Raw genomic sequence first — 23905 nt, 5'->3', positions numbered from 1 at the left:
ATAAAAAAGATCATCTAAAATGAATTAGATGATCGAAATGTATATTTTATTTAAAATAATGTAGGAACTTGCACTACATGATTTAACGCGATATTTGATGCTAAACCGTTATTTACAAGGTTAACATCTATAACTTGATAAAATGCATTCCCAGTATCTGCAATTTCCCACACAGCTAAAATAAGGTGATATCCATTTCTATCAGTAGGTACATTTGCTACATGTGCTACGGAAGTTCCAGGTTTAGCTCCTCCATCATTTTTTACATAAAACGGTACTAAATCCAAATCAGATCGTGATAACGGCTTATTTGGATTCCAATCTTTTTTCGTAATATAGTATTTCCATTCTTTCGTACTATGAGGAGCAGTTAATTTCCACTTGAATGTATTCGTTCCGCCGTTTAACGTAACTTTCTTCCACCTATCAACTGTTTGAACGTCTAAAGCAGGGAAATGGCCAGCTCCTGCGATTTGTCCATCAGAAGGTCCTAATTGTGGGAATCCACCTATTCCTTCTACACTTTGCGGCTCATATTGAATCGGACCACAATTTACATTTACCCCTTGTTTACATAAATAAGAACGGCTCGCTGGTGATTCTACGTATCCATGAGCGGAAGCTTTTTCTGAAAAACCGAAAGTTAACAATCCTGTAAGTAATATACCACCACTTAATATAACTTTCTTTACCTTCTGTAAACCTTTCGTTTTCATCTCGTCATCCCCTTTCCCATAATAAAGCGAAAATAACTATAGTCAGCTAGTCATCTTCTCTACATCCATTATAAGTCAAGGAGTATAACGAAAAGAACCCTCTAAAAACTTTCTCAAATTCATTTAGTACATTATATAAATTTTATTGATACATTCAAATAACACCGCTAGAGAAATATAGACGGTGTTAAATATACTCAATTAAACTATTCGTTTATAAATAAATTACGAAATTGGCAAAGTTAGTCTAGTTATCAAATAGCCCTCTCCCTCTCAGATTTGCGGAAACTGGCTCCTTTCCGATTTCACGTGCCCATATAGATAACTGGCCGATATGATGGATTTCGTGGACAATGACATGACGTATTAACTCTCCGTGTGTACATTCAATGACTCGGCGCCTAATTGGTGCGTCTCTTGAGCTAATCGGCTCTTCATTGAAGTCAGCTTTTGAAAGTTTCCGAGAATCCATTTCATTTGTCCAAGAGGTCACAAATGGCTTCACTTTCCCGTGGTATTGAGCTGAAAGATTTTTCACTTTTTGTAAGCTGGCATACTCTTCAAACAATGGCTCCTCAGGCACTGATTCACCACACAACCCTAAGATCCACATACATTCCACATCTACAATATGAAATAGGGTATGTAGTATACTGCCGAATCCACCGACCCGTTTCTTTACCAGTTCTTCGGCCGACATGTCTTCGCACCATGTAAACCAATCATCACGAACTTGCCAGTTATATTGAAACAGTTTCAACATCACAGCAACCTCCATCTTTTAGATTAACGTTTAATATTCACCAAAAGACTTCAAAATTCCTATTTAAGTAATACCTCTTATACAACTGTTAAAACCTTATACAAATTGGCCCTCAAATTGAACATTCAATATGAAGTTAATGAATGAAAAGAAACCCCCTATTATACAGGGGGGTTTCAATCTTTTTACAAATCAATACTCAGACCTAATAACAGATTTGTCGTTTGAAAATATCCCTCTTTTTAAATAAAAATACTAAATCATTTTATAATAAATAACCGTTGCATCTAAATTACCATTTGGAGATATTGCGTATTCTGGTATTTTTCCAACTTCTTTATAGTCTAATGATTTATACAATCTATTAGAAGGGTCTCCTTCTCTCGTATCTAGCACTATAAGAGACCTATTTTCTTGCTTTGCTCTTTCCTCTACTTTTTGCATAAGCGAACGTCCAATGCCGTTACGTCTAAAGTTCGGGTGAGTCATTAACTTGCAAATTTCAGCTCTATGAATCCCATTAGGCTTTGTAACTAAATGTAATTGAATACTCCCTGCCACTTCATTATTTATTTTAGCAACATACAAGATCACTTCTGGTGCTAAAACAGTTTCCCAATACTCTGTTGATTCTATTTGTTCCAGTGGAGGTAAAAAACCAATTGACGCCCCATCATCTACAACCGTTTTCAAAAGTTTAGAAAGCTCTTCCATATCATCATTTATTTGCTTAATCTCTTCAATTACTAAATTTTGCATTACTAATCCCCCTTTTGTTTCATTGTACCAAGTTTTAAGGAAGGAATAACAGGTTACTAAAAGGAAATATATATTTAGATAAAACATACTTATATAATGTATGGCAAGTGGAGGGATTAACCATTAGTAAAACAGGTTTTGACTTAATAAAACATGAGAACAACTTTAATCTTGGCTATGAAGATATCGAAGAGATATCTATGAGCTGTAAATTCTCTAACTGCACTCATACAAATGAACCACATTGCGCAATTAAAAAAGCTATTTCCGATGGATTTCTTACAGAAGAAATAATGAATTGTTATTATCGAGATAAGAATGAATTCGAATATGTATGTAAACAAAAGAACAAAACAAAAGCTATTGATTATATGAAGCAATTGAAACTTTTTAGAAAATCTTAATACTAAATAAATAGTTGTTATTTCTCATTCCGACTAAATTTAAAATTCTTACTTTAATACATCACATACCAGATAATTTTTATACTCAAATTTAATCTCACGTAAAAGAACGTTTTAAACATAAAGTTTAAAACGTTCTTTTACATTCAATGCTTCTGATTTTTCAGTTCACTTAAACACTCTTGTACTAATGTTACCGCTTGACTCATTGCAGCTCCGCCAGCAAATGCTGCTGATACACCACACGCTTCCAGAATTTCTTTATCTGAACACCCTTGATCAAGACAACCTTTTGTATGATAAATGGTACAATATTCATCTTGCGTTGCTAGACTAATTCCTAATGCGATAAGTTGTTTTTCCCTTTTTGTTAAAGAACCCTCTTGAAAACAAGCTTGCGTGAATGCATTATATGTTTCAGCAATTTCAGGAATTTGGTTTGTAAAACTACCGATTCCTTCTTTATAATGATGTAGAACGTCATTTACTGAACTATGATGTTGTTCGTGTTCCATCTTATTATTACCTCCATTCAAATTATGTGTACCTATTGTAGTATGTGATGAAAAGAAGGCAATATACCCCGATTAATAGAATGAATATTCAGTTTATTACAACTAAAATTTCAGACTATCATCCTCTACCGTTTGTTCTTTATAGTTTTTCCTTTCAATTTCTTTACTTCTTTCTTCCCAAAACGTTAGACCTTCAATTCCCACATTTTTAGGATCAAATACTGGATCTTTCCCTTCCTTTTTCTGTGCTTCATAATCTTTTAACACTTTTAATGCGATTTTACTTAATAGTAGAATCGCAATTAAGTTTAACCATGCCATGCTACCGATTCCTAAATCTCCAAGATTCCATAAAAGCGACGCTGATTCTACGCTACCGATGTAAACCATAATTAAAAATCCAATTTTTAAAACTGGTTTTAACCAGCTATGTTTAAGCTCACGATCTAAATAAGTAAGTGTTGTTTCAGCGATATAGTAGTATGCGAGTAAAGTTGTAAATGCGAAGAAAAATATTGCGATTGAAATAAATAATGGACCAAACCCTGTCATAACAGTTTCAACTGCTTGTTGTGTATAGATTGGACCTGCATCAACATTCCCTATATTCTTTACTATAGCGCTTTTCCCTTCAGGTATAACATTATACATACCTGTTATTAAAATCATAAGAGCTGTCGCTGTACATACAACAATTGTATCGATATATACAGAAAACGCTTGAACTAACCCTTGTTTTGCAGGATGGGATACTTCAGCAGCAGCGGAGCTATACGTCGCTTCTCCAACACCAGCAACATTTGAAAATACAGCACGCTTTACGCCCCATGCGATTGCTGCACCGACGATTCCGCCAAACATTTCATTTACACCAAAAGCACTAGAGAAAATTAAAGCGAACATACTTGGAATTTCTGTTACATTCGCAATTAATACGATACATGTAACAATTACATAACCTATTGCCATAAATGGAACAAGCATTTGCGAAACGCCCGCAATTCTCTTTACGCCACCAAAAATGATTGATGCTAATAATATAACTAATAATATTCCAGTTATATATTTGCTAATGCCATTAGAGTTTTCAAATCCAACTGCGATACTACTAGACTGAATACCTGGTAATAAAACGCCATATGAAAGTGTTACAACAACCGCTACAATGACTGCAAACCATTTCATTTTCAAGCCTTTTTCAATGAAATATGGTGTACCACCTCGGTATTCATTCCCAACTTTACTTTTATACACTTGAGATAATGTTGATTCGACAAATGCACTCGCCGCTCCTAAAAGAGCCATTACCCACATCCAAAACACAGCTCCTGGTCCACCAAAAGCGATAGCTGTCGCGACCCCTGCGATATTACCTATTCCAACCCTACCTGATAAAGCTAAACAAAATGCTTGAAAGGATGAAATTCCCGTCTCCGAGCTCTTCCCTTCAAATAATAGTTTTATCATCTCTTTAAAATAACGAATTTGCAGAAAACGAGTGGCAATTGTAAAATACACACCTGCCCCTAATGCAAAAACAACTAACCCAATACTCCATACTTGCCCTACTAACCACTCTACTAATTGTTCCATCCAAATCCCCCTTATCATTCTTTTGAAAGCTATTTTATATATAAGAAAACGGACAACTATTATGAAATCTTCCAGTTGTCCGCATCTCTTATTATTCCATCCCTCTATTTATTAACAGTTAGATTCTCTATTACTTTATATTTACCCAAACACTTTTCACTTCTGTGTAATTATCAAGCGCGTATGAACCTAACTCACGACCGATACCAGATTGTTTAAACCCACCAAATGGTGCAGCTGCATTTTCTAAGTTATAATCATTAATCCATACTGTTCCTGCCTGTAATTTATTGGCAACTTGATGTCCTGTTTTAATATTTTGTGTCCATACGCCCGCAGCGAGTCCGTATGAAGAGCGATTTGCTCTTTCGATAACCTCTTCTGTTGAATCAAATGGAAGTACAACGACAACTGGTCCAAAAATTTCTTCTTTCACAATTGTCATATCATCAGTAACATTTGTGAATACTGTTGGCTGTACAAAATACCCTTTTTCAAATGCCCGTTCACCCCCAGCAGCAACAGTAGCACCTTCTGCTTTTCCTTGTTCAATGTAATGTAGCACACGCTCTTGTTGCTTTTTAGATACAAGTGGACCCATTTCCGTTTCCTTCTCCATACCTGCTCCAAGTTTCACGTTATTCGCCATTTTCACTAGTTCATTTACGACTGTTTCGTAATGTTTTCGGTGAACGAACACGCGAGATCCAGCACTACAATTTTGGCCGTGATTATACATAATGCCTTGAAATGCACCGTTAATCGCTTCTTCTAAATCAGCATCTTCTAAAATGATATTTGGTGATTTACCACCAAGTTCTAACGTTACATGTTTAATAGTTTCTGCAGATTGACGCATAATATATTTCCCTGTAACTGTTGAACCCGTGAAGGCTACTTTATCTATATCATGATGGTTTACAATGGCAGCTCCTGCTTCAGGACCAAAACCTGGAACAAAGTTTACAACACCATCTGGAAAACCTGCTTCTTTAAAAAGTTTGGCTGCATATAATAACGATAAAGGCGTTTGCTCTGCTGGTTTTAATACGATTGTACAACCTGTTGCTAGTGCAGCTCCCATTTTCCAAGAAGACATAACGAGTGGAAAATTCCAAGGAATAATTTGACCTACAACGCCAACAGGTTCATGGCGTGTGTAATTTAAGTAATCTTTTGAAATCGGAATCGTTTGCCCAATAATTTTCGTAGCCCATCCCGCATAATAACGATAATTTTCTACAGTCGCTGCAATATCATCATCCAGTGCTACTTGATATGGTTTTCCATTATCTAAAGCTTCTAACTGCGCTAATTCTTCTCCACGCTCTTCAATTAAGTCTGCTAATTTATAAATTAGGTGCGCTCTTTCAGCGGTAGTCATTTCTGCCCAAGGTCCTGATTCAAATGCAGATCTTGCAGCTTTTACCGCTACATCAATATCCTCTTCTCGCGCTTCACATACGACAGCTAAAACATCTTCTGTTGCTGGATTGTATGTCTCAAATGTCTTCCCGCTAATGGAAGTTACAAATTCACCATTAATAAACATTTTAATCTCTTCATTTAAAAACGCTTTCACTTTTGGTCTCAGCTCAATGTTTGTCGTTAACATATATGCTCTCCTCCTTATTTAAACAGCTGCATGAGCTGCAATTTTTGAAATAATCGTTTGAAGTTTTTGATCTTCTTCTTCAGTTAATCCGAGTCTCGGATAACGAGAAGGTCCCCCTGCTTGCCCGTGTAATTCCATTGAGCGTTTAACAATTTGTACATATTTTCCTGATCCTTCAAGAAACTCGCAAAGAGGTAAAATAGCATCGTTTATTTCCCAAGCTTTTTCTAATTCACCATTTTGGAAATGCTCATACATTTTCGTAACAAGTCCCGGCACGATATTTCCTGCTACTGAAACCCATCCCGTTGCACCTACTAAATAAGATTCCATAACTAAATCTTCAGATCCACAGAAGACTTGAAAAGCACCTTCGCCTTGTCGTACTAAATCTCTTGCTTTACGAATATCTCCGCTAGATTCTTTAATATGTGTAACATTTTCACATTCTTTTCCAATACGTAGCATGAGCTCTGTACTCATATCAACACCAGATGTAAACGGATTATTGTATAACATAATTGGTATATTTACAGCGTTTGAGATTTCTTTAAAATGAAAATAAATTTCCTCTTCTTTCGGCTTACAATAGTACGAGTTAATAATTAATGCGCAATCCGCTCCGTGTGCTTCTGCATGTTTCGTATATTCAATCGTTTCTTTCGTCGTTTCTGCTGCAGTTCCTACAATAACTGGAATACGGCCATCAACTTCTTTTAATACTGTTTCTACCATTTTAAATCGTTCTTCTTTTGATAAACTAACAAACTCACCTGTACTTCCATTAATAATAATGCCAGCTACCTTTTGATCGATAAAATAGTTTACGTTTTGTTTTACACCGTTCCAATTAATTTCTTGCAACTCATCCATCGGTGTGATCAATACTGGAAATGCCCCTTTAATTTTTTTCATATTTATCTCTCCCTTTACTATTTTATTTTAATAAAAATCCTGTCGGAAACGGATCTGTAGGGTCTAATAGAAACGTCTGCATTCCTGAAATAAACCCTCTACTTTCAAAGCGAAAAATGTATCCTTGTTCTTCTTTCTTCACTTGTTCCACTGTTATAAAGCTATTAAATATACTTTCATTTTTAAAAGGTTTATCCGCTATATAATCATTTTTAAATAATGTATGAACATAAGATACAATAGTAGAAACAAAACCAGGCGAACGTACGATAAAGTTATCTTCATGAAATGTAATCGACTTTATATGGTTCTTTTCTGTTTGCATAGATTCTACTAAAATAAGTCTTTTTATTAATGACTGTTTTTGTATAGCTTGAAGTGTAACTTCACTCCATTTTTTTAATTTAGAGATATTTTCAATACTGATTTCTGGTGAATATGCATCCTTTTCTACAACTGCATATACTTTATCTGCCTGAATGAGAGAGTAACTTATATTACCAACTTGTAAATTTTTCTCAATCATATAACATAATTTACTTTCAAACGAAACAGATACAACTTCATCATTCTCTACATACGCATGGATTGAAAATATACCAGATAACGTTTCGATTTTGTATTGGTTCGTCTCTCTCTTTTTTAAATATCCGCTTTCTAGTAACATCGTTATGACTGCGACAATCCCCCCATAATGAAGCGGAATGGATCCTTCATGATTAAAAAATAATACAGCTGCATCGACTTCCATATGAATAGAAGGAACAACAATACATCCATTTAATCCGATAAAACCACGTGGTTCATTTAATAAAAGCTTCATTTCTTCTGCTAATTCACCTGAAAATTGTTCGTTTAATTGCTCTAAACTGTAGTAGTATTTGCATGGTACATCTTTCATTACACGAAATGCTTCACCATTTACATGTACGTCTACTGCTGTATACATTTTTTGAATGTTCATTTTACATCCTCCGTTTCATGTTCCATCGGTGGAATTAGCAAAAAGCCTTCTTTCAGTGGGTCCTTTTCATTATAAAAAAATCTATGCATCCCCATAAGCCAAGCTGAACCTGTAATTTTCGTTACGACAGCTTCAATATTTTCTACAGATGTTGCATTTATGACGCACCCTTTAAATAAAGAGCCAACGATACTCTCATGAATAAACTCTTCATCCACTTCAATTTTTTGATTTGCGTATAATACAGCTAGCTTCGCTGATGTTCCTGTACCACATGGAGAACGATCAATTCCTCCTGGCGGAACGACAACTGTATTTTTCACATGAGCACTTTCATGAGTAGAATCTGTATAAAATTCAATATGGGTTAACCCTCTAATAAACGAATACTGCGGATGAATGATTTCAAATTCCTCATTAATGATATTTCTAATATGAATTGCCTTATCGATAATTGTAGATGCATTTTCCGGTACTAACTCTAAACCTACTGACTTCGCATCAATAATGGCATAGAAATTTCCTCCATACGCAATATCTGCTTCTACAGTTCCAATCCCCTCGACTTGTACAGTAATATGCTTCAGTAAAAAAGCTGGTATGTTACAGAAAGAGACTTCTTTCGCTTTTCCATCTTGAACAAAGATATCAACTTCAACTAAGCCGGCTGGCGTGTCTAACTTTAACGAAGTAATCGGTTCAACTACCGGAATTAAACCTGATTCAATTAAAGCTGTACATACACCAATTGTATCGTGACCACACATCGGTAAATATCCACCTGTCTCTATGTATATAACACCAATATCTGCTTCAGGATGACACGGATCTGTTAATAGTGCTCCTGACATTACATCATGACCACGCGGTTCATTCATTAACAATTTGCGAATCCAATCATACTCCTTTTTCATATGTAACATCTTCTCTGCCATCGTCTCTCCAATTAACTTTGGAAGTCCGCTTATTAATGTCCTCGTCGGATTCCCGCCCGTATGTGTATCAATCGTCGTAAAGACTCTTTGTGACCTCATCCGTTTAACACCCTTTCTGTAAAACGACTCAAACGAAGTGGTTCAATAGGAATGATTGTTTCTTTTTCATTTAATAACTCTTCAATTACTTTTCCAGTAACCGCTGCAAGGCTAATGCCATCCCCTTCATGCCCCGCTGCGATAAAGTAGTTCGGGATATGTTGCACGCGTGAAATGATTGGCAAATGATCTTCTGTCCACGGGCGTAATCCAGCATATGAACGAATCACCATCATATCCGCCATTTTCGGATAAAAACGAATTGCTCTGTTTGCAATACATTTAATAACCTCGTTGTTTATCTTCGTATGAAAACCTACAAACTCTCTACTACTACCAATTAAAAAATTTTGGCTTTCTGTCGGCTCAAACACAAGAGCTACCCCATATTTCTCAGTTAAAGCATCCACTTTTCGTTTTCCGCCAAATTTAGAAATTAAATAGCCAAATTCCATTACTTTACGGCAACCAACGTGTTGTTGCCTTGAAGCTACAATAATATGCCCTTTTCTCGGTTCAATTGGGATATTTACATCCAACATTTCTCCGATTTTCGGAGCCCACACACCGGCTGCGTTTACCACTTGTTTCGCAGTAAACGTCCCGTTAGTCGTTTCTACAATAAAGGAACCGTCTATATCTCTTTTCATTTCTTTTACTTCCGTATGATTAAAAGCTTTCGTACCAAATTTCTTCGATTCTGTAAGAAGTGAAAAAGCAAGGAGATATGGATTTACAGTCGAATCCGTTGCGCATTCTAACCCGCCTAATAAATCTTCTGCAAAAAATGGCGATTCCTCTCTTATATCTTGTCTATCAAGCATTCGAAACGGTAAACCAGCTTCCTTTTGACGATTCACCCATTGCTGCGCTGCTTCCATTTCTTCGTCCGACTCACATACGAGAATACTTCCTGGTGCTCTATATTCAAATGAGTGCTCTAACTCTTCACTTAAATCAGTTACTAACTTTTGACTTACTAACGACATTTGACTATCAAACCCTGGGTCTTTATCAATAGCCAAAATATTCCCGTCACACCGTGAAGACGTCCCACTGACAAATTCTCCTTTTTCAATGATTGTTACGTCTCTTCCGTATTTTGAAGTGTAATAAGCGATTGAACATCCTATAATTCCACCACCTATTATTAAAACGTCACAGTGCCTCACGTAGCAACCCTCCCTTCTTTTTAATCCCTCACTTTCTTTTATGCAATTGACGTGCCAACTCTACATATATACACTTTTTACAAATAATATTTTTATTTGTAAAAATATTTTGAATTTATCATAAATAGGTGTATTATTTTTTTATCACTGTCAAAATTTTTATACATAACAGGAGGACAATATGGCATTCTCATTTCCCACAATACAAGAATTTCTAAAAACTTTATTAATTGATCACACAAACAATTTGCAACATATTGAGCAAGTTAACGAAAAGTTTTATTACAGCCCTTCTACTACAGAAAAATACAACTGTGCAGTTATAGATGAAGATGATTCATTCAACACTTTAATTGACGCGTTTTCTCATGAAATGACCGTTATCGTAATAAACGAAAATAAAGAGCCTATATGCTGTATAACGGCTCAACAAATCATTCCGTTTCTTATTAAGTCTTACAATGAACTACAATCTTTCTATAACACCGTAATACAAACAACTGATTCTTCTGTTACAGTTATCGATGATAAAGAATGTGTTCGTACTTGGACAGATGGCGCCGAAAAGATTTTTTCAGTCAACCATACTGAAATTATTGGACAATCTATCACTCGCTTTTTTGACTATAAAGATTTGGAAATTTTACAATCATTACATGACGGAAAAAGCATAATTGCTCAGTTCCATCAGCCTCGTCCAGATTTATTTGTATTAATTAACTCAAACCCAGTGTATTGTAACGATGAAATTATTGGAGCAGTCGTTTCAGAAACTGATGTTACGAATCAAGTTGCTTTAAATGAAAAACTATTTAATATGTCACATGAAATGCACCGATTAGAACAAGAGGTCGCAAAATATAAAGATGAATTAGACCCTTTCCTTGCGATGAATGGAAAGAGCCCTGTTATACAAAGAACGATACAATTAGCTAGAAAGGTGTGTTCGGTGAAATCAACAGTTTTAATACTCGGAGAAAGTGGTGTTGGAAAAGAAGTATTTGCGAAAGCAATCCATGAAGCAAGTGAAGCAGCTAAAGCACCTTTCATTTCAATTAACTGTGGCGCCATTCCAGAAGCGTTATTTGAAAGTGAATTATTCGGGTATGAGCGCGGGGCGTTTTCTGGTGCAAATAGTAAAGGGAAAAAGGGTAAAATAGAGCTCGCGCAAGGCGGTACATTATTCCTAGATGAAATAGGAGAAATGCCGCTCGATATGCAAGTAAAGCTTTTACGTGTACTACAAGAACGAAAATATTACCGAGTTGGTGGAGAAAAAGAGATTCATATTAATTTCCGCATTATCGCTGCTACAAATCGTGATTTACAAGAGGAAATGAGAAAAGGCACGTTCCGAGAAGATTTATACTATCGCCTAAATGTAGTTAGCTTGCACATTCCACCGCTGCGCGAAAGACGTGAGGATATTATTGAATTAACTTATTCTTTCTTAAACGATTTTTCAATCAACTATAACAGACCAATTCGTGACTTACCTTCCAGCATTATGCATGAACTGCTTCATTACAATTGGCCAGGTAATATTCGCGAACTTCGTAACGTTGTTGAAAGACTTGTCGTATTTGCGACTGACGGTATTATAAAACAAGAGTATTTACCATTTCATACAACTGAAACGTTAGACAATCATACGGCTCATTCCCTATTACTCAGCAACAATCATACAATCCTTTCTTTACAAGAAGAAATGGATGAACATGAGAAGAAAGTTATTGAGAGGGCTTTACGCATTTTAAATGGGAATAAATTAGAGTGCGCGAAACAACTCGGTGTTACGAGAGCCACTTTATATAACCGTTTAAAAAAACTTGGTTTACAATAACCGTTTCCCTCCTCTATATTGGCATAGTTTTTGCATTATATAATTTGTGCAAACCGAACTAGAGGAGGAATACATATGACGAATAAAGATCATGTAATTGTTTGTCGATGTGAAGAAGTTACATACGGTCAACTTCAATCGACAATTGCTGAATATAATTGCTCGGCGAGAGAATTAAAACTAAGAACACGTGCTGGTATGGGATTTTGCGGTGGCCGCACATGTAGAATGATGATAGATCGAATGATTGAAAGTGCAAATCCTGAAGTAACTACTAATGAAATTCCATTAAAATATCAACCACCAGTGCGCGCAGTTACCTTTGGAGCGGTAGGTGAAAATAAATGAATAGAATTACCCATCATCCTGTTTTAGAGAGTTTAAATAGTAGTAATCGCATCACTTTCCAATTTAACGGGCAACAATATGAAGCATATGAACATGAAACGATTGCGGCCGCCTTACTTGCAAACGGAATAAGAACTTTAAGAGTGCATGAAGATAGCGGGACGCCGCGAGGTATTTACTGTAATATCGGGCATTGTTCTGAATGCCGCGTGACAGTAAACAATCAAACGAACGTACGAGCATGCTTAACTGTTGTTGAAAAAGATATGGTAGTTAATAGCGGCAAACAGCATCCAAATATCGTGAGAGAGATGGTGAAAAAACGATGAATGATGTCATTATTATCGGAGCTGGACCAGCAGGTTTGTCAGCCTCCATCTCTTGTGCTCGTTTTGGACTAAATGTACTTGTTATTGATGAATTTATGAAGCCTGGCGGAAGGTTGCTCGGACAATTACATCAAGAACCTACTGGAGAATGGTGGAACGGAATAGAAGAATCAAAACGCCTTCACGAAGAAGCAAAATCACTTTCAGTTGATATTCGATGCGGCATTTCCGTCTATAATTTAGATAAAGATGAAAGTTCTTGGTTCGTACATACGAATATCGGTACGTTAGAAGCGCCGTTCGTTTTACTTGCTACTGGCGCTGCTGAGTACTCCATCCCCCTTCCTGGTTGGACACTTCCAGGAGTCATGTCGATTGGTGCAGCCCAAGTAATGACAAATGTACATCGCGTTCAAGTTGGGCGAAAAGGAGTAATTATTGGCGCTAACATTTTGTCATTCGCTATTTTGAATGAATTACAACTAGCGGGAATTAAAGTGGAACATATTGTACTTCCTGAAAAAAATGAATTAAGTCAAAAGGCTGGTGAACCAGAAGAAGTATTAAACTCTCTCTTACATGCTGCCCACCTTGCCCCATCATCTTTATTACGTATAGGTAGTCGATTGATGAAATATAATTGGGCGAAACAAGTTGGATTAAACTTCTATCCTAATAAAGGTATGAAAATAAACGGAACACCACTTCACCTTCGAAAAGCAGCTCTTGAAATTATCGGTACAGATCAAGTTGAAGGTGTACGCGTTGCTAATATTGATACGAAAGGAAACATCATAACTGGATCGGAACAAATATATGAGGCAGACTTCGTTTGTATTGCCGGTGGCTTATACCCTCTTGCTGAGCTTGCTGCTGTAGCTGGCTGTCCTTTCCGTTACATTCCGGAATTAGGCGGCCATGTTCCACTGCATTCCGAAACGCTGGAAACCCCTCTTCCCGGTTTATTTGTAGCCGGCAATATAACAGGTATTGAAAGCGGGAAAATTGCAATGGCACAAGGGACTGTTGCTGGATATTCTATCGTAAAACAGGCAAATAAAAAATCTCATTCGGTTGAACAACACTTACAACAAGCAATTCAACATGTACGTGCTGTACGTCATCAAGCTGCCATACAATTTAACCCAATGATTGATGTTGGTAGACGGAAAATGAATGAAATTTGGCGTGATTATTCCCTGGCATATGCACATACTAAAAAGAGCTGCTGAGATTACTCTCAACAGCTCTTTTTTCTACTCATCTGAGTTATTAAACTTTGCTAATGCGTAAATGCCTTCTTCATCATCTAATTCAAGTTGTAATCTTGCTGCAAATGAATTGACATTATATTCTCTGTCAAGTAATAAGCGTAATGCTTCAATTAAGTTCGCTTGAATTAAAATTTGCTGGCGACCATTTACCTCTACTTCAGCAGAGAAACCGTAGTCATCATCATACATTAGTTCAACTAAAACTTCTTCTGGACCAACTTGTCTTTTTTCAGCGATATATACACAAAGTGCATTGATAAGTTCTTGTTCAGAAATTTTTATTGTTTCCATGCTACTTCATCTTCCTTTTTCTTACGTTGATCTTTGAAGTATTTAAATGCACGAACTGCTAACATTACGATACCAGCCATTACTAACATATTTACCATAAACGCTAATACAGAACCAAGAGCTCCCATATTTGCAAATAGGCTACCCATTAGTAAACCACCAAGACCACCTAGTAATAAACCTTTCATAAAGCTTCCTTTATTACTCTTTGGTGCTGTGTTTGTTGCCTTTGTTTTTGAATCTGTTGTCGTTTTTTGTGAGTTTACGTTATTATCTTTTTTGTTCAAATCAACTTTTGACTTTTGACCAGAACTTGGTGTGTATGATTTTTTACCAGATTTGTAACCCTTCGCTGCTGCGTGATCTACAAACATGAAGCTACTAGCTCCAAAGATAACCATGAATGCTGTCATTACTGCTACAAGTTTTTTCAACATATTATATCCATTCTCCTTTTATATAGATATATGTGAAATCTACCTTTCTAGTAAATTCAGAATGATAGATTTATTTTTAAAAACATTTTAAAGGTTCTTATGAACTTATTATATGAACTTTTGTCGAAATATGCAAGTATTATTTACTTCCGACAGTTTGGTGACAAAGGAAAAATTAAGCAAAACAGAATTGACTTTAAATGAAACAAAACATATTATAAGTTCATAAGAACTTTTTATTATTTTTGGAGGTGAAAAGATGGAAACATTTCATCTCACACGAAACGAAATGGCTACCCTTCTTCTATCATTAAGAGGATGGAATACGAAAAAGCCTCTCGGTATTTTACAAGAAGCTTGGGCGAAGTCACATAAAAAAGATATTGAAAGCGGACAAGGCGTAACTGCTTTTATTACTACCGCACTTTCACCTATTTTTGAAAAACTGATTAAAATTGATGATACAGACGTCGGTTTTTCATTAAATGAAATAGTTGCGCTTGGAAATCAGATTGAAAATACAAGTTTCTCAGTAACAGCCATGCAAAACTGGGTGAAACGAGATATAAAAGAAATGATTGGCTCTCCTCAAAAAGGAAAAAAATATTCAATTGAACAAGCAGCCTTACTATTCATTGTTGAAGATTTAAAAACAGCACTTGATTTTGAATCCATTCGTAAGCTATTACGCCTTATCGTAAATGACCCAGCCGATCGAAGTGATGACTTAATCAATCCTGTTCATTTATATGGAGCATACTCTTCTCTATTTGAAGAACTCAATCAAGGGAATTGCTTACAACTAAATGCAACAGATACAATCCATACAATTGAAAATATCGTGAAAGAAAGAGCTGATAAAATTGCAAGCAAGTTCAATCAGGTTAACAACGAACAACGTGAAGCAATTCGTAATGCGATTATTATTGCCACATTATCTGTGCATACCGCTTATGTACAAATGTTAGCAAAACGTTACGTAACAGCAACTTTATTTTTACAAAATTTAGAAGTGAAACCGTAAAAAATAGGAGCAGAAATGCTTCTATTTTTTTATGAGAAATTTTTAATAATCTTTTCATTATCTCTTCATGAAAACTGGGCTTATATGCTTTACTATAATACTTATGAGAGACATAAAAGACTTGAAATAGCAATCCTATATGTAAATAAGGTATAATCTACATATAGTGAACCTTTTATGTTATTAAATAAAAGGATATACATTCAAAAATTCAAAACTAGAAGGTGCAACAATGGTAAGTAGTTTTATTCATTCAGTATTAACGTTTTTTGAAGGATTAGGTTATTGGGGCATTATGCTTGGACTTATGATTGAGATTATCCCAAGTGAAATTGTCCTTGCTTATGCCGGATTTTTAGTATTCAATGGTAGTATCTCATTTGTAGGTGCAGTTGTATTCGGTACAATTGGCGGTGTTATTGCCCAAATCTTTATTTATTGGATTGGACGCTACGGTGGACGTCCTATTTTAGAACGTTATGGAAAATATATTTTTATTCATAAAAAACAAATTGATGCAGCTGAAGATTGGTTTAATCGTTACGGAACTGGCGTAATTTTTACAGCACGCTTTATTCCAGTAGTACGCCATGCAATTTCAATTCCTGCTGGTATTACAAAAATGTCATTTCTACGTTTCACTACATTAACAGCACTTGCAATCATCCCTTGGTCTATTATTTTCATTTATTTAGGTGAAAAACTAGGTGAGAATTGGGAGAATATTAACGAAGTTGCTGGACCATATGTGAAATCATTCGCAATTGGCGGCGTCATTCTTATTCTTTTATACTTCATCATTAAAAAATGGACGAAAAAACGTAAAAAATTTGCTTAAGATAATAAAAAAACCGCTATACATTCATTACGAACTATAGCGGTTTTTTATATTAAAATTGACTAATCTTTCAAAATCACAAGCAAATCCTTCAGTTTAACATTTACATGGATAAGCAACAATTCATTCATTCCTTTCGTATATTATATCAAAAAGGAGTGATTCCCCTATGCATTGGCAACAAAAAATACAATACTTAATTGGACGCCCTATCGGGATTTCCTTCGTGAATGGGCAAGGAACTTCTGGTGTATTATGTTCAGCACATGATGGTCAATTATACGTGTATGAATACCTTTATCAGGCTCAGTTCGCAATGAAGCATTATGATTTTAGACAAATTCAAGATATACATGCCTTTCCGAATTGCCCACATCAAAATCCTCTATACTAAAAAAGGAACAGCTTTTGGCCGTTCTTTTTTCTCCACACTTATTTCTCAGCATAAAAGTTTTGTACTGCTTCATCAAAATAAATCCAGCCTTTCCAACCTAAATGAATTGTATCTTTTAAGAAATACTTATCATATTCATGGCCAGAAAAATCAACTACTGGGTATCCTGCTTTCTCAACTTGTTCCCGAACTTTTTTATAATAAACTTCACGGCGTTCTTTAGGGAAACCAGCGTAATCATACCACGGTCCGTTTACAGGTACAGAAATAAAGAGTGGCTTGACATTTTTCTCTTTAAAAATATTTAAAACAATTTGTAAGTCATCATATTCTGGTGATTCTTCATATGATTCATTTGCTCTAAAGTTTTTTAAACCTTTTAATTTTTTCTTTAAATTATGTTTATAGTAATACGGATTTTCAATTCCGAATGTGTTTGTAGTAGATTCCGTTTTTCCTTCTTCCTCCGCATGTTTACGTGCATCTACCCAAGAAATTGAACGTAGTCCCATATTTGTTTTTTCTTTCATCGGTTCAATCTTAAATAAGGAGTTAAATACATCTCTATGATCTAAAATATTTCGATGCATATACGCAAGTGGTTTAACTAAACCTGCTTTTATGTTATGTTTCGTATCATTATATACAATACCTTCTAATGAATTTTTTAATATATCATCTTTTTGAACAACTTTATAGTCTAATAATCGTTTCGCAATTTGCTTCTTCATTTCAACATTTATTGTATCATTAAAAATAAAATGATATGCTTGTTGTTTGGAGAAATTGTTAGTAAAATCCCCTTGTGATACACCCGTTTTAGTAAACCATTGTGGTGATAGAACAAAGACTACTTTTTTACCTTCTAACTCATCCATTGTAGACGTCATATTTAATATATGAGCTAAACTTTGTGTACCGCCAATCCCCATTAAATATGGTGTAAAACCTGCAGGATTTACTTTAAAGTAATTAGACGGATGATATGCATCCATTCGTAAAAATTCAGATGAACCATACATCGGTAAATACTGCGAATTCTCTAACATTTTTTGCTGTAAGAAAACACTTTGTAGTTTTTCTTTTTGTAAGGAGGTTGCCGCATCTTCTACCTTCTTATCACTAATAAGTGATACTAAACTTTTCGATGGGATTAATATGATAATGAAAAAAAGCACACACGCTAAAATTATCGGACCAAAAGCATGCTTCATTTTCATCGTCTCTTCCTCTTTCTATCGCTATTAAATTGTAACCCTTGTTTTTGACACGCCATCAGTTCTCTCCTTTTTCTCTATACATGTTCCATTCTATTTATCTATTATATACATGTATGTATTTCTTTCCTTGTTCTATTAAGTTCTATACAAATAGCGCAAGAAAATGTTTCCATAGAAACACGTTAATTATACAAGATTCTACATAAATTTCACACTGGAATTTTACTAATAATTTTATTTTTAAGACATGAAAAAATATATAAAATGTCTATACATTTGAAACTGTACAAAAAAACAGACTATCACATACGTGAAGTCTGTTTCTCCATACCTTTATTTTTGTACATCTGCCCATTTTAAACTTGTTGCCGGACCGAATTGATGTACATATAAATCTTTCACATATGGCTTTTGTAAGTACGATAACCCGCGCTGGAATACCGGTGCTATTACTGCATCATCTAGCAGTATTTTTTCCGCATCTTGCATTGCTTTCCAACGAGCTTTTTCATCATTACCTAATTCTGTTTTAATCTTCTTAATTAATGCATCATATTCTGGATTTGCATACTCTGTATTGTTCACACTGCTTCCAGAAAGAAATACTTCTAAGTAAGTCATTGGATCTGGATAATCCGGTAACCAGCGTGATAATGACATTTCATATTCTTTCTTCTTCTCTAACGCTAGTTTTTGCGTATGCGGTTGTAATTTTACATTTACCTTTAAGCCTGGTAAGTTTTTCTCTAGCTCTTCTTTAATGTATTCCCCTACTTTTTTGAAGTTTTCTAAGTCATAGTTTAATAATTCAAGCGTCACTTCATTTATACCGGTCTCTTGCTTCGCCTTTTCCCAATATTCTTTCGCCTGTTTTACATCAGTTTTATTAAACTCACCTGCCGTACTTCTAAAGTCTTTTTTATCTGGACCTTTTAAAAACCCTTTCGGTACGTAATAGTTAGCAGCAACCGAACCATCATTTAAAAATGAAGTCGCAAGTCCTTTCTTATCAAACACTGTACTTAGCGCAAGCCTTGCATTTTTATTTTTAAGAATCGCTACATTTTCATTGAATCGGAAGAAGTACATAACTGGATCTGTATATTGTTTAAGCTCTTTATTATTTTTATATTTATCTACAAATTCTGTAGAAATGACAGCTCTATCCACTTTATCTGTTTCATATAAATTTACCGCAGTTGAAATTTCCTTTACAATTTGATAGTTTATTTCATCTAGCTTCACTTCTTCTTTATCCCAATACTTATCGTTTTTCTTCATTGTAAAACTCGCTTCATGCTTCCACTCCGATAATGTAAATGGCCCGTTATATACCGCTTTATTTGCTTCTAATCCGTACTTATCACCTTGTTCTTTCGCATATTTTTCGTTAATTGGATAGAAGGACGATAAAATAAGTAGTTTTGTAAAATACGGTACAGGGTGTTCTAACTCTACAACGAACGTTTGATCATCCTTTGCTTTTACTCCTAATTCCTCTAACCCTAGTTGTTTCTTATTTATTTTCTCCGCATTTTTCACATCGTATGCAATGTATGCATATTGAGAAGCTGTATCTGGATTAATAAGCTGCTTCCAAGCGTATACGTAATCTTGTGCTGTTACTGGATCTCCGTTAGACCATTTCGCATCACGTAAGTGGAATGTATATGTTTTCCCATCTTGACTCACTTCATATTTTTGTGCTCCAGCTTCAATCACTTCATCATTTTTCGATAAACGGAATAATCCTTCCATTACGTTATTTAAAACGTTAAACGATACCGCATCTGTTACTTTCCCTGAATGTAAAGACGGAATTTCACCTGTTTCTAATAACTGTAATACTTTTTTCTCATCTTTTGGCTTTGTCGTTGTTTTTTCTTTTGCGCAGCCAACTAAAAATGAAGAGGCTAATAAAGTACTAACTAATGAGTAACGAACAACTTTTTTCATTTGAAAACCCCCTCTACTTTTTATGGTAAGTAACGACGAGCACCAGCGTATTCTTCTATATATCCTGGTGTATTAAGCGGTATAATCTCTACTGATCTTTCAGCTCTCGGCGAGTGAATCATATTTCCGTCACCAATATACATCCCCACATGATGAACACTGCCTTTCCCTTGATCATGTGCAAAGAAGATTAAATCTCCTTTTTGTAAATGTTCTTTATCAACTGCAACTCCATTTCTCGATTGCGGACCTGAATCTCGCGGAATTGTAATACCATGTGATTTATAAATCGTATGTGTAAATCCAGAGCAATCAAATCCGAAACCACTTGTACCAGCCCATATATACGGTAATCCTAAAAACATTTTCCCTGTGTTTATTAAATCATCGGCCGCTGGAGTTGGAATATCATTTTGAGAACGGTAAACCGTTCCATCATTTTTTCGTAGCCAAGCTTTCTGTCCGTTTGGTAACAACACGCGATATGAAATCGTATCTTCACTAAGTAGCGGCAGTCGCGTATTATAGCTCACTTCAAGTGATTTATGTTTTTCAGAAGGATTTATATATAAAATGGCTGTCGGTTTCGTTACTAATACGAAAGGTTCATTTGTTTTATCTGCAAATTCTTGATTATATGTTAACTGTTTTTCAGGCATCCATCCTGGGTAGCCTTCCTCATTTCGCGGCGTTGGCTGACCATGGACTAACACTTTCACCCAGTCCCCTTTTTTATCAACAACCGTTACTTCTTGACCTAATAGCGCTTGTGTTTCTAGTTTATTTGCATTTGTTAACCAAAGTTTCTCATCAAGCGTCATTGATTTCGTCCACTTCCACAAATCAACTGGATTTGTAGCGCTTGGTGTATCAATTGGCCGTAATGAATCAGGCGTGGTCCAAAGTGTTGCGGCAGATACATCAATAAACGCTTTACTATCTTTCTTCTCTTCAGCATTTGCTGATGTAAACGATGAAAATATAAATAAAGTTGTTAAAAATGCAGTTCCTACTTTTTTCATACATATCCCCCTTAAAAGATAGTTTTCTAGTTTCTTCTCCTAAGATTTACTATTCACTGTCGATTGAAGGTTTACCTTTGATCCTGAATAAGTCATTCCTTCCGGTTCTTCCATTAACCAAAGAGGTGCATCTAGATCGAAGTAATGAATATTAGGATGTGCAGCTGCTAAATGAGCTACAGCACTAACAGAAAGTGAAGACTCCATCATACTACCGACCATACATTTTACACCAGCTGTTTCGGCGATATCGGCAATACGCCACGCTTCACGTATACCACCACATTTCATTAATTTAATATTAATTAAGTCTGCATATCCTCCTTGAACGATTTTCAATGCATCACTCGCTGAAAATATGCTTTCATCTGCCATAATTGGCGTTTGCACATGATCTTTGACGTACTTTAATCCATCCCAATCTTTCGCGTGAACAGGTTGTTCAATAAATTCAATATTTAAATTGCGATTTTCCATCTCTTTAATGATCGTAACCGCCTCTTTTGGATTCCATCCTTGATTTGCATCTAATCGTAACGTTGTATTTTTAGGTACGCTATTTCGAATCGCTTCAATACGTTCTAAGTCTAAAGGAGCAGATTTCCCCACTTTAATTTTTAAAGTTTGAAATCCTTTTTCTACATGTTTCTTTGCCTCTTTCGCCATAATGAAAGGCTCATCTACACTAACGGTAATATCTGTATGGATTTCTTTCTTCCCGCCTAATAATGCGTAAAGTGGAACGTTTTGATATTGACAATACACATCATATAAAGCGATATCTACCGCCGCTTTCGCACTTGGATTCCCAATGCAACTCATTTGAATGTGCTGTAGTAACTGCTGAAATTGAATAATATCTTGACCAATTAAACAGGAACGCATCGGCCCTAAAATTGCTTCTTCAATCCCGTTTGCGAAATCACCCGTAATAACTGGTGTTGCGGCTGCAGCACCTTTGCCAACAATTCCTTCATTTGTATGAATAAATACATCTATACTTTCTATTTCGGTTACGGTACGAAGAGCTGTTTTAAATGGTGTATGAAGATTAACACGTCTACGATTTACTTTTACATCTGTAATTTTCATATTGTTCATCCTTTCGTTGTCTAACAAAGTGGAACTTTAATCTTTAAAAACAAATTATGTTTTTACGTACAATTCATTTCCTCTTTCACTTACTTTAAATGCAAGAGATTAATGTGAAATAAAAAAATCCAGCCATAAGAAGATTCTTACGGCTGGATTTTGTCTAGGAATGTGTAGACAAAGCAGCAATTTGATTATATTTTTTCTGCGCATCTTTTAACGCTACAAGTAGTGCCTTTTGAGACGAACCGAAATAACGATCTTTTATTTCTATTACTAACGTTGGATCATTAATATTTTTATGTAGAAACAAATATTTAACGAATTGAGATGTTAATGCAATTGTCGCTGAGCAATCTGCATCTACAATTTCCCCAGTTTCCTTAACAAGTACAAACGCTACAAAATAGCTTTTAAACTTTTCGGTAATAGGATTATTTTGAGGTGCTTTCGCATCCCCTACCACATAAATTGTATTTGAAGCATACACAGCTATCTTCCTTTCTAATACGGGATAACGGTTTTCTTAATAGTCGTATGAGTGATAAACTCAACGTTGATTAAAAAATGTATCCGCTTACCTTGTATTATAATACAATTGACAGAATTTTAACAACATTTATTTTGGTGTATATTCCATAATTATAAAAACAACTCACACTCTTCATTTTTACAGTATGTGATTGTTTCTTGTACCATGCCAGTCGTACATAAAAAAACAGTTAGCTATCGCTAACTGCTCTATTACACTACTTCGGCAATACAAATATAGTTTCATTTGACTTAGAAAACTGATATTCTTTTCTCGCAAACTTCAATATTTCTTCCTCATCGTCTGTTAAATTTTCTATGTTAGTCTTTAAAGACGCCTGATTTTTCTTTAAAGAAACCAATTGTTCTTTTTGATTCGTTATTGTATCTTTTTTTTCCACGATTATTTCTTGTTGTTTCGTTAAAATAAATTGAACGTACAAAGTAGCCGCCGCGATAAATATAAACATGAATATAAATCGCCTTAGTTTTTTCTTATTAATTGCTCGATTCTCATTAGACTGTGATAGTTGTTCTTGTATATTAGGAACATTTATTCGCTTGAGTTTCCTCATTTTGAAATCCCCCTAACACATATATTTTCACTACCATCGGCATAATCTCTTACTAACTTTAATTCTATTCTTATAAAATAAGCTCCTTCACAAAAATATCTCACAAATTAACCAATTAAAGATAGCATTCGACGACATTTCCATATTTACATTGAATTTTTTTATGTATGCTGCCATAAAATAGTAGTTTCTGTTATTCTTTTTCTACTATTGTAGAAGAGTTTTTTTACATACGAAATTTCTCCTTGTAATAACATGCTTACAAGGAGAAAAAAGATAAA

26 protein-coding genes are annotated in these 23905 nt (G+C 35.2%); 8 read left to right on the top strand and 18 right to left on the bottom strand.

The features are described from left to right. Nucleotides 1-50: 50 nt before the first annotated feature. The 3 genes from QCI46_RS13520 to QCI46_RS13510 all read right to left on the bottom strand — a co-directional run bounded on the left by QCI46_RS13520 (nucleotide 51) and on the right by QCI46_RS13510 (nucleotide 2238). Nucleotides 51-716: a lytic polysaccharide monooxygenase gene (locus QCI46_RS13520; RefSeq protein ID WP_063221468.1), complete on the bottom strand. Its 666-nt coding sequence runs from the start codon at nucleotides 714-716 to the stop codon at nucleotides 51-53. Between the two features lie 247 nt (nucleotides 717-963). Continuing rightward, nucleotides 964-1479: a DinB family protein gene (locus QCI46_RS13515; protein ID WP_353841871.1), complete on the bottom strand. Its 516-nt coding sequence runs from the start codon at nucleotides 1477-1479 to the stop codon at nucleotides 964-966. A 255-nt stretch (nucleotides 1480-1734) separates the two neighbouring features. Then, a complete protein-coding gene (locus QCI46_RS13510; protein WP_353840516.1) occupies nucleotides 1735-2238 on the bottom strand; it encodes a GNAT family N-acetyltransferase in 504 nt (167 codons plus the stop codon). 107 nt (nucleotides 2239-2345) lie between these two features. On the opposite strand from QCI46_RS13510, the gene QCI46_RS13505 reads away from it, so the two are divergent. Beyond that, nucleotides 2346-2642, top strand: coding sequence for a hypothetical protein (locus QCI46_RS13505; RefSeq protein WP_353840515.1), 297 nt, complete (start codon nucleotides 2346-2348; stop codon nucleotides 2640-2642). A 146-nt stretch (nucleotides 2643-2788) separates the two neighbouring features. Here the strand turns inward: QCI46_RS13505 and QCI46_RS13500 are convergent, their stop codons facing one another. The 7 genes from QCI46_RS13500 to QCI46_RS13470 all read right to left on the bottom strand — a co-directional run bounded on the left by QCI46_RS13500 (nucleotide 2789) and on the right by QCI46_RS13470 (nucleotide 10450). Next, the gene (locus tag QCI46_RS13500; RefSeq protein ID WP_353840514.1) at nucleotides 2789-3157 is read right to left on the bottom strand and encodes a carboxymuconolactone decarboxylase family protein; all 369 of its coding nucleotides are present in this window, start codon (nucleotides 3155-3157) and stop codon (nucleotides 2789-2791) included. 102 nt (nucleotides 3158-3259) lie between these two features. Then, entirely contained in the window at nucleotides 3260-4750 is a 1491-nt protein-coding gene (locus QCI46_RS13495; RefSeq protein WP_098201506.1) for an alanine/glycine:cation symporter family protein, read from the bottom strand. Nucleotides 4751-4880: 130 nt separating this feature from the next. After that, nucleotides 4881-6365, bottom strand: coding sequence for an aldehyde dehydrogenase family protein (locus QCI46_RS13490; protein WP_353840513.1), 1485 nt, complete (start codon nucleotides 6363-6365; stop codon nucleotides 4881-4883). Nucleotides 6366-6383: 18 nt separating this feature from the next. Beyond that, on the bottom strand, nucleotides 6384-7280 hold the full coding sequence (dapA, locus tag QCI46_RS13485; protein WP_098076163.1) for a 4-hydroxy-tetrahydrodipicolinate synthase: 897 nt from the start codon (nucleotides 7278-7280) through the stop codon (nucleotides 6384-6386). A 22-nt stretch (nucleotides 7281-7302) separates the two neighbouring features. Next, on the bottom strand, nucleotides 7303-8244 hold the full coding sequence (locus tag QCI46_RS13480) for a proline racemase family protein (RefSeq protein ID WP_353840512.1): 942 nt from the start codon (nucleotides 8242-8244) through the stop codon (nucleotides 7303-7305). Then, nucleotides 8241-9278 (bottom strand): proline racemase family protein, encoded by a 1038-nt coding sequence (locus QCI46_RS13475; RefSeq protein ID WP_353840511.1) that lies wholly within the window; start codon nucleotides 9276-9278, stop codon nucleotides 8241-8243. Before QCI46_RS13475 ends, QCI46_RS13480 begins: the two co-directional genes overlap by 4 nt. Continuing rightward, nucleotides 9275-10450, bottom strand: coding sequence for an NAD(P)/FAD-dependent oxidoreductase (locus QCI46_RS13470; protein ID WP_098189805.1), 1176 nt, complete (start codon nucleotides 10448-10450; stop codon nucleotides 9275-9277). The genes QCI46_RS13475 and QCI46_RS13470 overlap by 4 nt, the downstream gene beginning before the upstream one ends. A 181-nt stretch (nucleotides 10451-10631) precedes the next feature. Between QCI46_RS13470 and QCI46_RS13465 the strand changes: the two genes are divergently transcribed. The 4 genes from QCI46_RS13465 (at nucleotide 10632) to QCI46_RS13450 (ending at nucleotide 14202) form a co-directional block, all read left to right on the top strand. Next, the gene (locus tag QCI46_RS13465; protein WP_353840510.1) at nucleotides 10632-12293 is read left to right on the top strand and encodes a sigma-54 interaction domain-containing protein; all 1662 of its coding nucleotides are present in this window, start codon (nucleotides 10632-10634) and stop codon (nucleotides 12291-12293) included. Nucleotides 12294-12368: 75 nt separating this feature from the next. After that, complete coding sequence (locus QCI46_RS13460; RefSeq protein ID WP_088063714.1) at nucleotides 12369-12641, top strand: (2Fe-2S)-binding protein; 273 nt, start codon at nucleotides 12369-12371, stop codon at nucleotides 12639-12641. Continuing rightward, nucleotides 12638-12970 carry a (2Fe-2S)-binding protein gene (locus tag QCI46_RS13455; RefSeq protein WP_327960987.1) on the top strand — a complete coding sequence of 111 codons (333 nt, stop codon included), beginning with the start codon at nucleotides 12638-12640 and terminating at the stop codon, nucleotides 12968-12970. Before QCI46_RS13460 ends, QCI46_RS13455 begins: the two co-directional genes overlap by 4 nt. Next, nucleotides 12967-14202, top strand: coding sequence for an NAD(P)/FAD-dependent oxidoreductase (locus QCI46_RS13450; RefSeq protein ID WP_353840509.1), 1236 nt, complete (start codon nucleotides 12967-12969; stop codon nucleotides 14200-14202). Before QCI46_RS13455 ends, QCI46_RS13450 begins: the two co-directional genes overlap by 4 nt. A gap of 24 nt (nucleotides 14203-14226) precedes the next feature. Here QCI46_RS13450 and QCI46_RS13445 read toward each other — a convergent pair whose 3' ends face one another. Beyond that, on the bottom strand, nucleotides 14227-14535 hold the full coding sequence (locus QCI46_RS13445; RefSeq protein WP_000447759.1) for a YxcD family protein: 309 nt from the start codon (nucleotides 14533-14535) through the stop codon (nucleotides 14227-14229). Further along, nucleotides 14523-14972: a hypothetical protein gene (locus tag QCI46_RS13440; RefSeq protein ID WP_000914471.1), complete on the bottom strand. Its 450-nt coding sequence runs from the start codon at nucleotides 14970-14972 to the stop codon at nucleotides 14523-14525. Before QCI46_RS13440 ends, QCI46_RS13445 begins: the two co-directional genes overlap by 13 nt. 259 nt (nucleotides 14973-15231) lie before the next feature. Between QCI46_RS13440 and QCI46_RS13435 the strand changes: the two genes are divergently transcribed. The 3 genes from QCI46_RS13435 to QCI46_RS13425 all read left to right on the top strand — a co-directional run bounded on the left by QCI46_RS13435 (nucleotide 15232) and on the right by QCI46_RS13425 (nucleotide 17228). After that, entirely contained in the window at nucleotides 15232-15996 is a 765-nt protein-coding gene (locus QCI46_RS13435; protein WP_353840508.1) for a DUF1836 domain-containing protein, read from the top strand. A 232-nt stretch (nucleotides 15997-16228) separates the two neighbouring features. Continuing rightward, complete coding sequence (gene uptA / locus QCI46_RS13430) at nucleotides 16229-16834, top strand: undecaprenyl phosphate transporter UptA (protein ID WP_353840507.1); 606 nt, start codon at nucleotides 16229-16231, stop codon at nucleotides 16832-16834. A gap of 169 nt (nucleotides 16835-17003) precedes the next feature. Further along, a complete protein-coding gene (locus tag QCI46_RS13425) occupies nucleotides 17004-17228 on the top strand; it encodes a hypothetical protein (protein WP_131931936.1) in 225 nt (74 codons plus the stop codon). Nucleotides 17229-17266: 38 nt separating this feature from the next. Here the strand turns inward: QCI46_RS13425 and dltD are convergent, their stop codons facing one another. From dltD to QCI46_RS13395, 6 genes are all read right to left on the bottom strand, one after another. Then, entirely contained in the window at nucleotides 17267-18448 is a 1182-nt protein-coding gene (gene dltD, locus QCI46_RS13420; RefSeq protein WP_353840506.1) for a D-alanyl-lipoteichoic acid biosynthesis protein DltD, read from the bottom strand. Nucleotides 18449-18781: 333 nt separating this feature from the next. Further along, nucleotides 18782-20404, bottom strand: a complete 1623-nt coding sequence (locus QCI46_RS13415; RefSeq protein ID WP_353840505.1) for a peptide ABC transporter substrate-binding protein — start codon at nucleotides 20402-20404, stop codon at nucleotides 18782-18784. A 20-nt stretch (nucleotides 20405-20424) separates the two neighbouring features. Then, entirely contained in the window at nucleotides 20425-21426 is a 1002-nt protein-coding gene (locus QCI46_RS13410; protein ID WP_166704807.1) for a C40 family peptidase, read from the bottom strand. A gap of 39 nt (nucleotides 21427-21465) precedes the next feature. Continuing rightward, nucleotides 21466-22527, bottom strand: a complete 1062-nt coding sequence (locus tag QCI46_RS13405; protein ID WP_166704806.1) for a dipeptide epimerase — start codon at nucleotides 22525-22527, stop codon at nucleotides 21466-21468. A 154-nt stretch (nucleotides 22528-22681) separates the two neighbouring features. Continuing rightward, nucleotides 22682-23008: a DUF3870 domain-containing protein gene (locus tag QCI46_RS13400; protein WP_353840504.1), complete on the bottom strand. Its 327-nt coding sequence runs from the start codon at nucleotides 23006-23008 to the stop codon at nucleotides 22682-22684. A gap of 259 nt (nucleotides 23009-23267) precedes the next feature. After that, entirely contained in the window at nucleotides 23268-23624 is a 357-nt protein-coding gene (locus QCI46_RS13395; RefSeq protein WP_353840503.1) for an FtsB family cell division protein, read from the bottom strand. Nucleotides 23625-23905: the final 281 nt, after the last annotated feature.

The organism is Bacillus cereus group sp. RP32, assembly GCF_040459735.1.
In the GTDB taxonomy this organism is placed as follows: domain Bacteria; phylum Bacillota; class Bacilli; order Bacillales; family Bacillaceae_G; genus Bacillus_A; species Bacillus_A wiedmannii.
The sequence above is the reverse complement of the archived record's forward strand: the minus strand, read 5'-3'. Positions and strand labels throughout refer to the sequence as shown.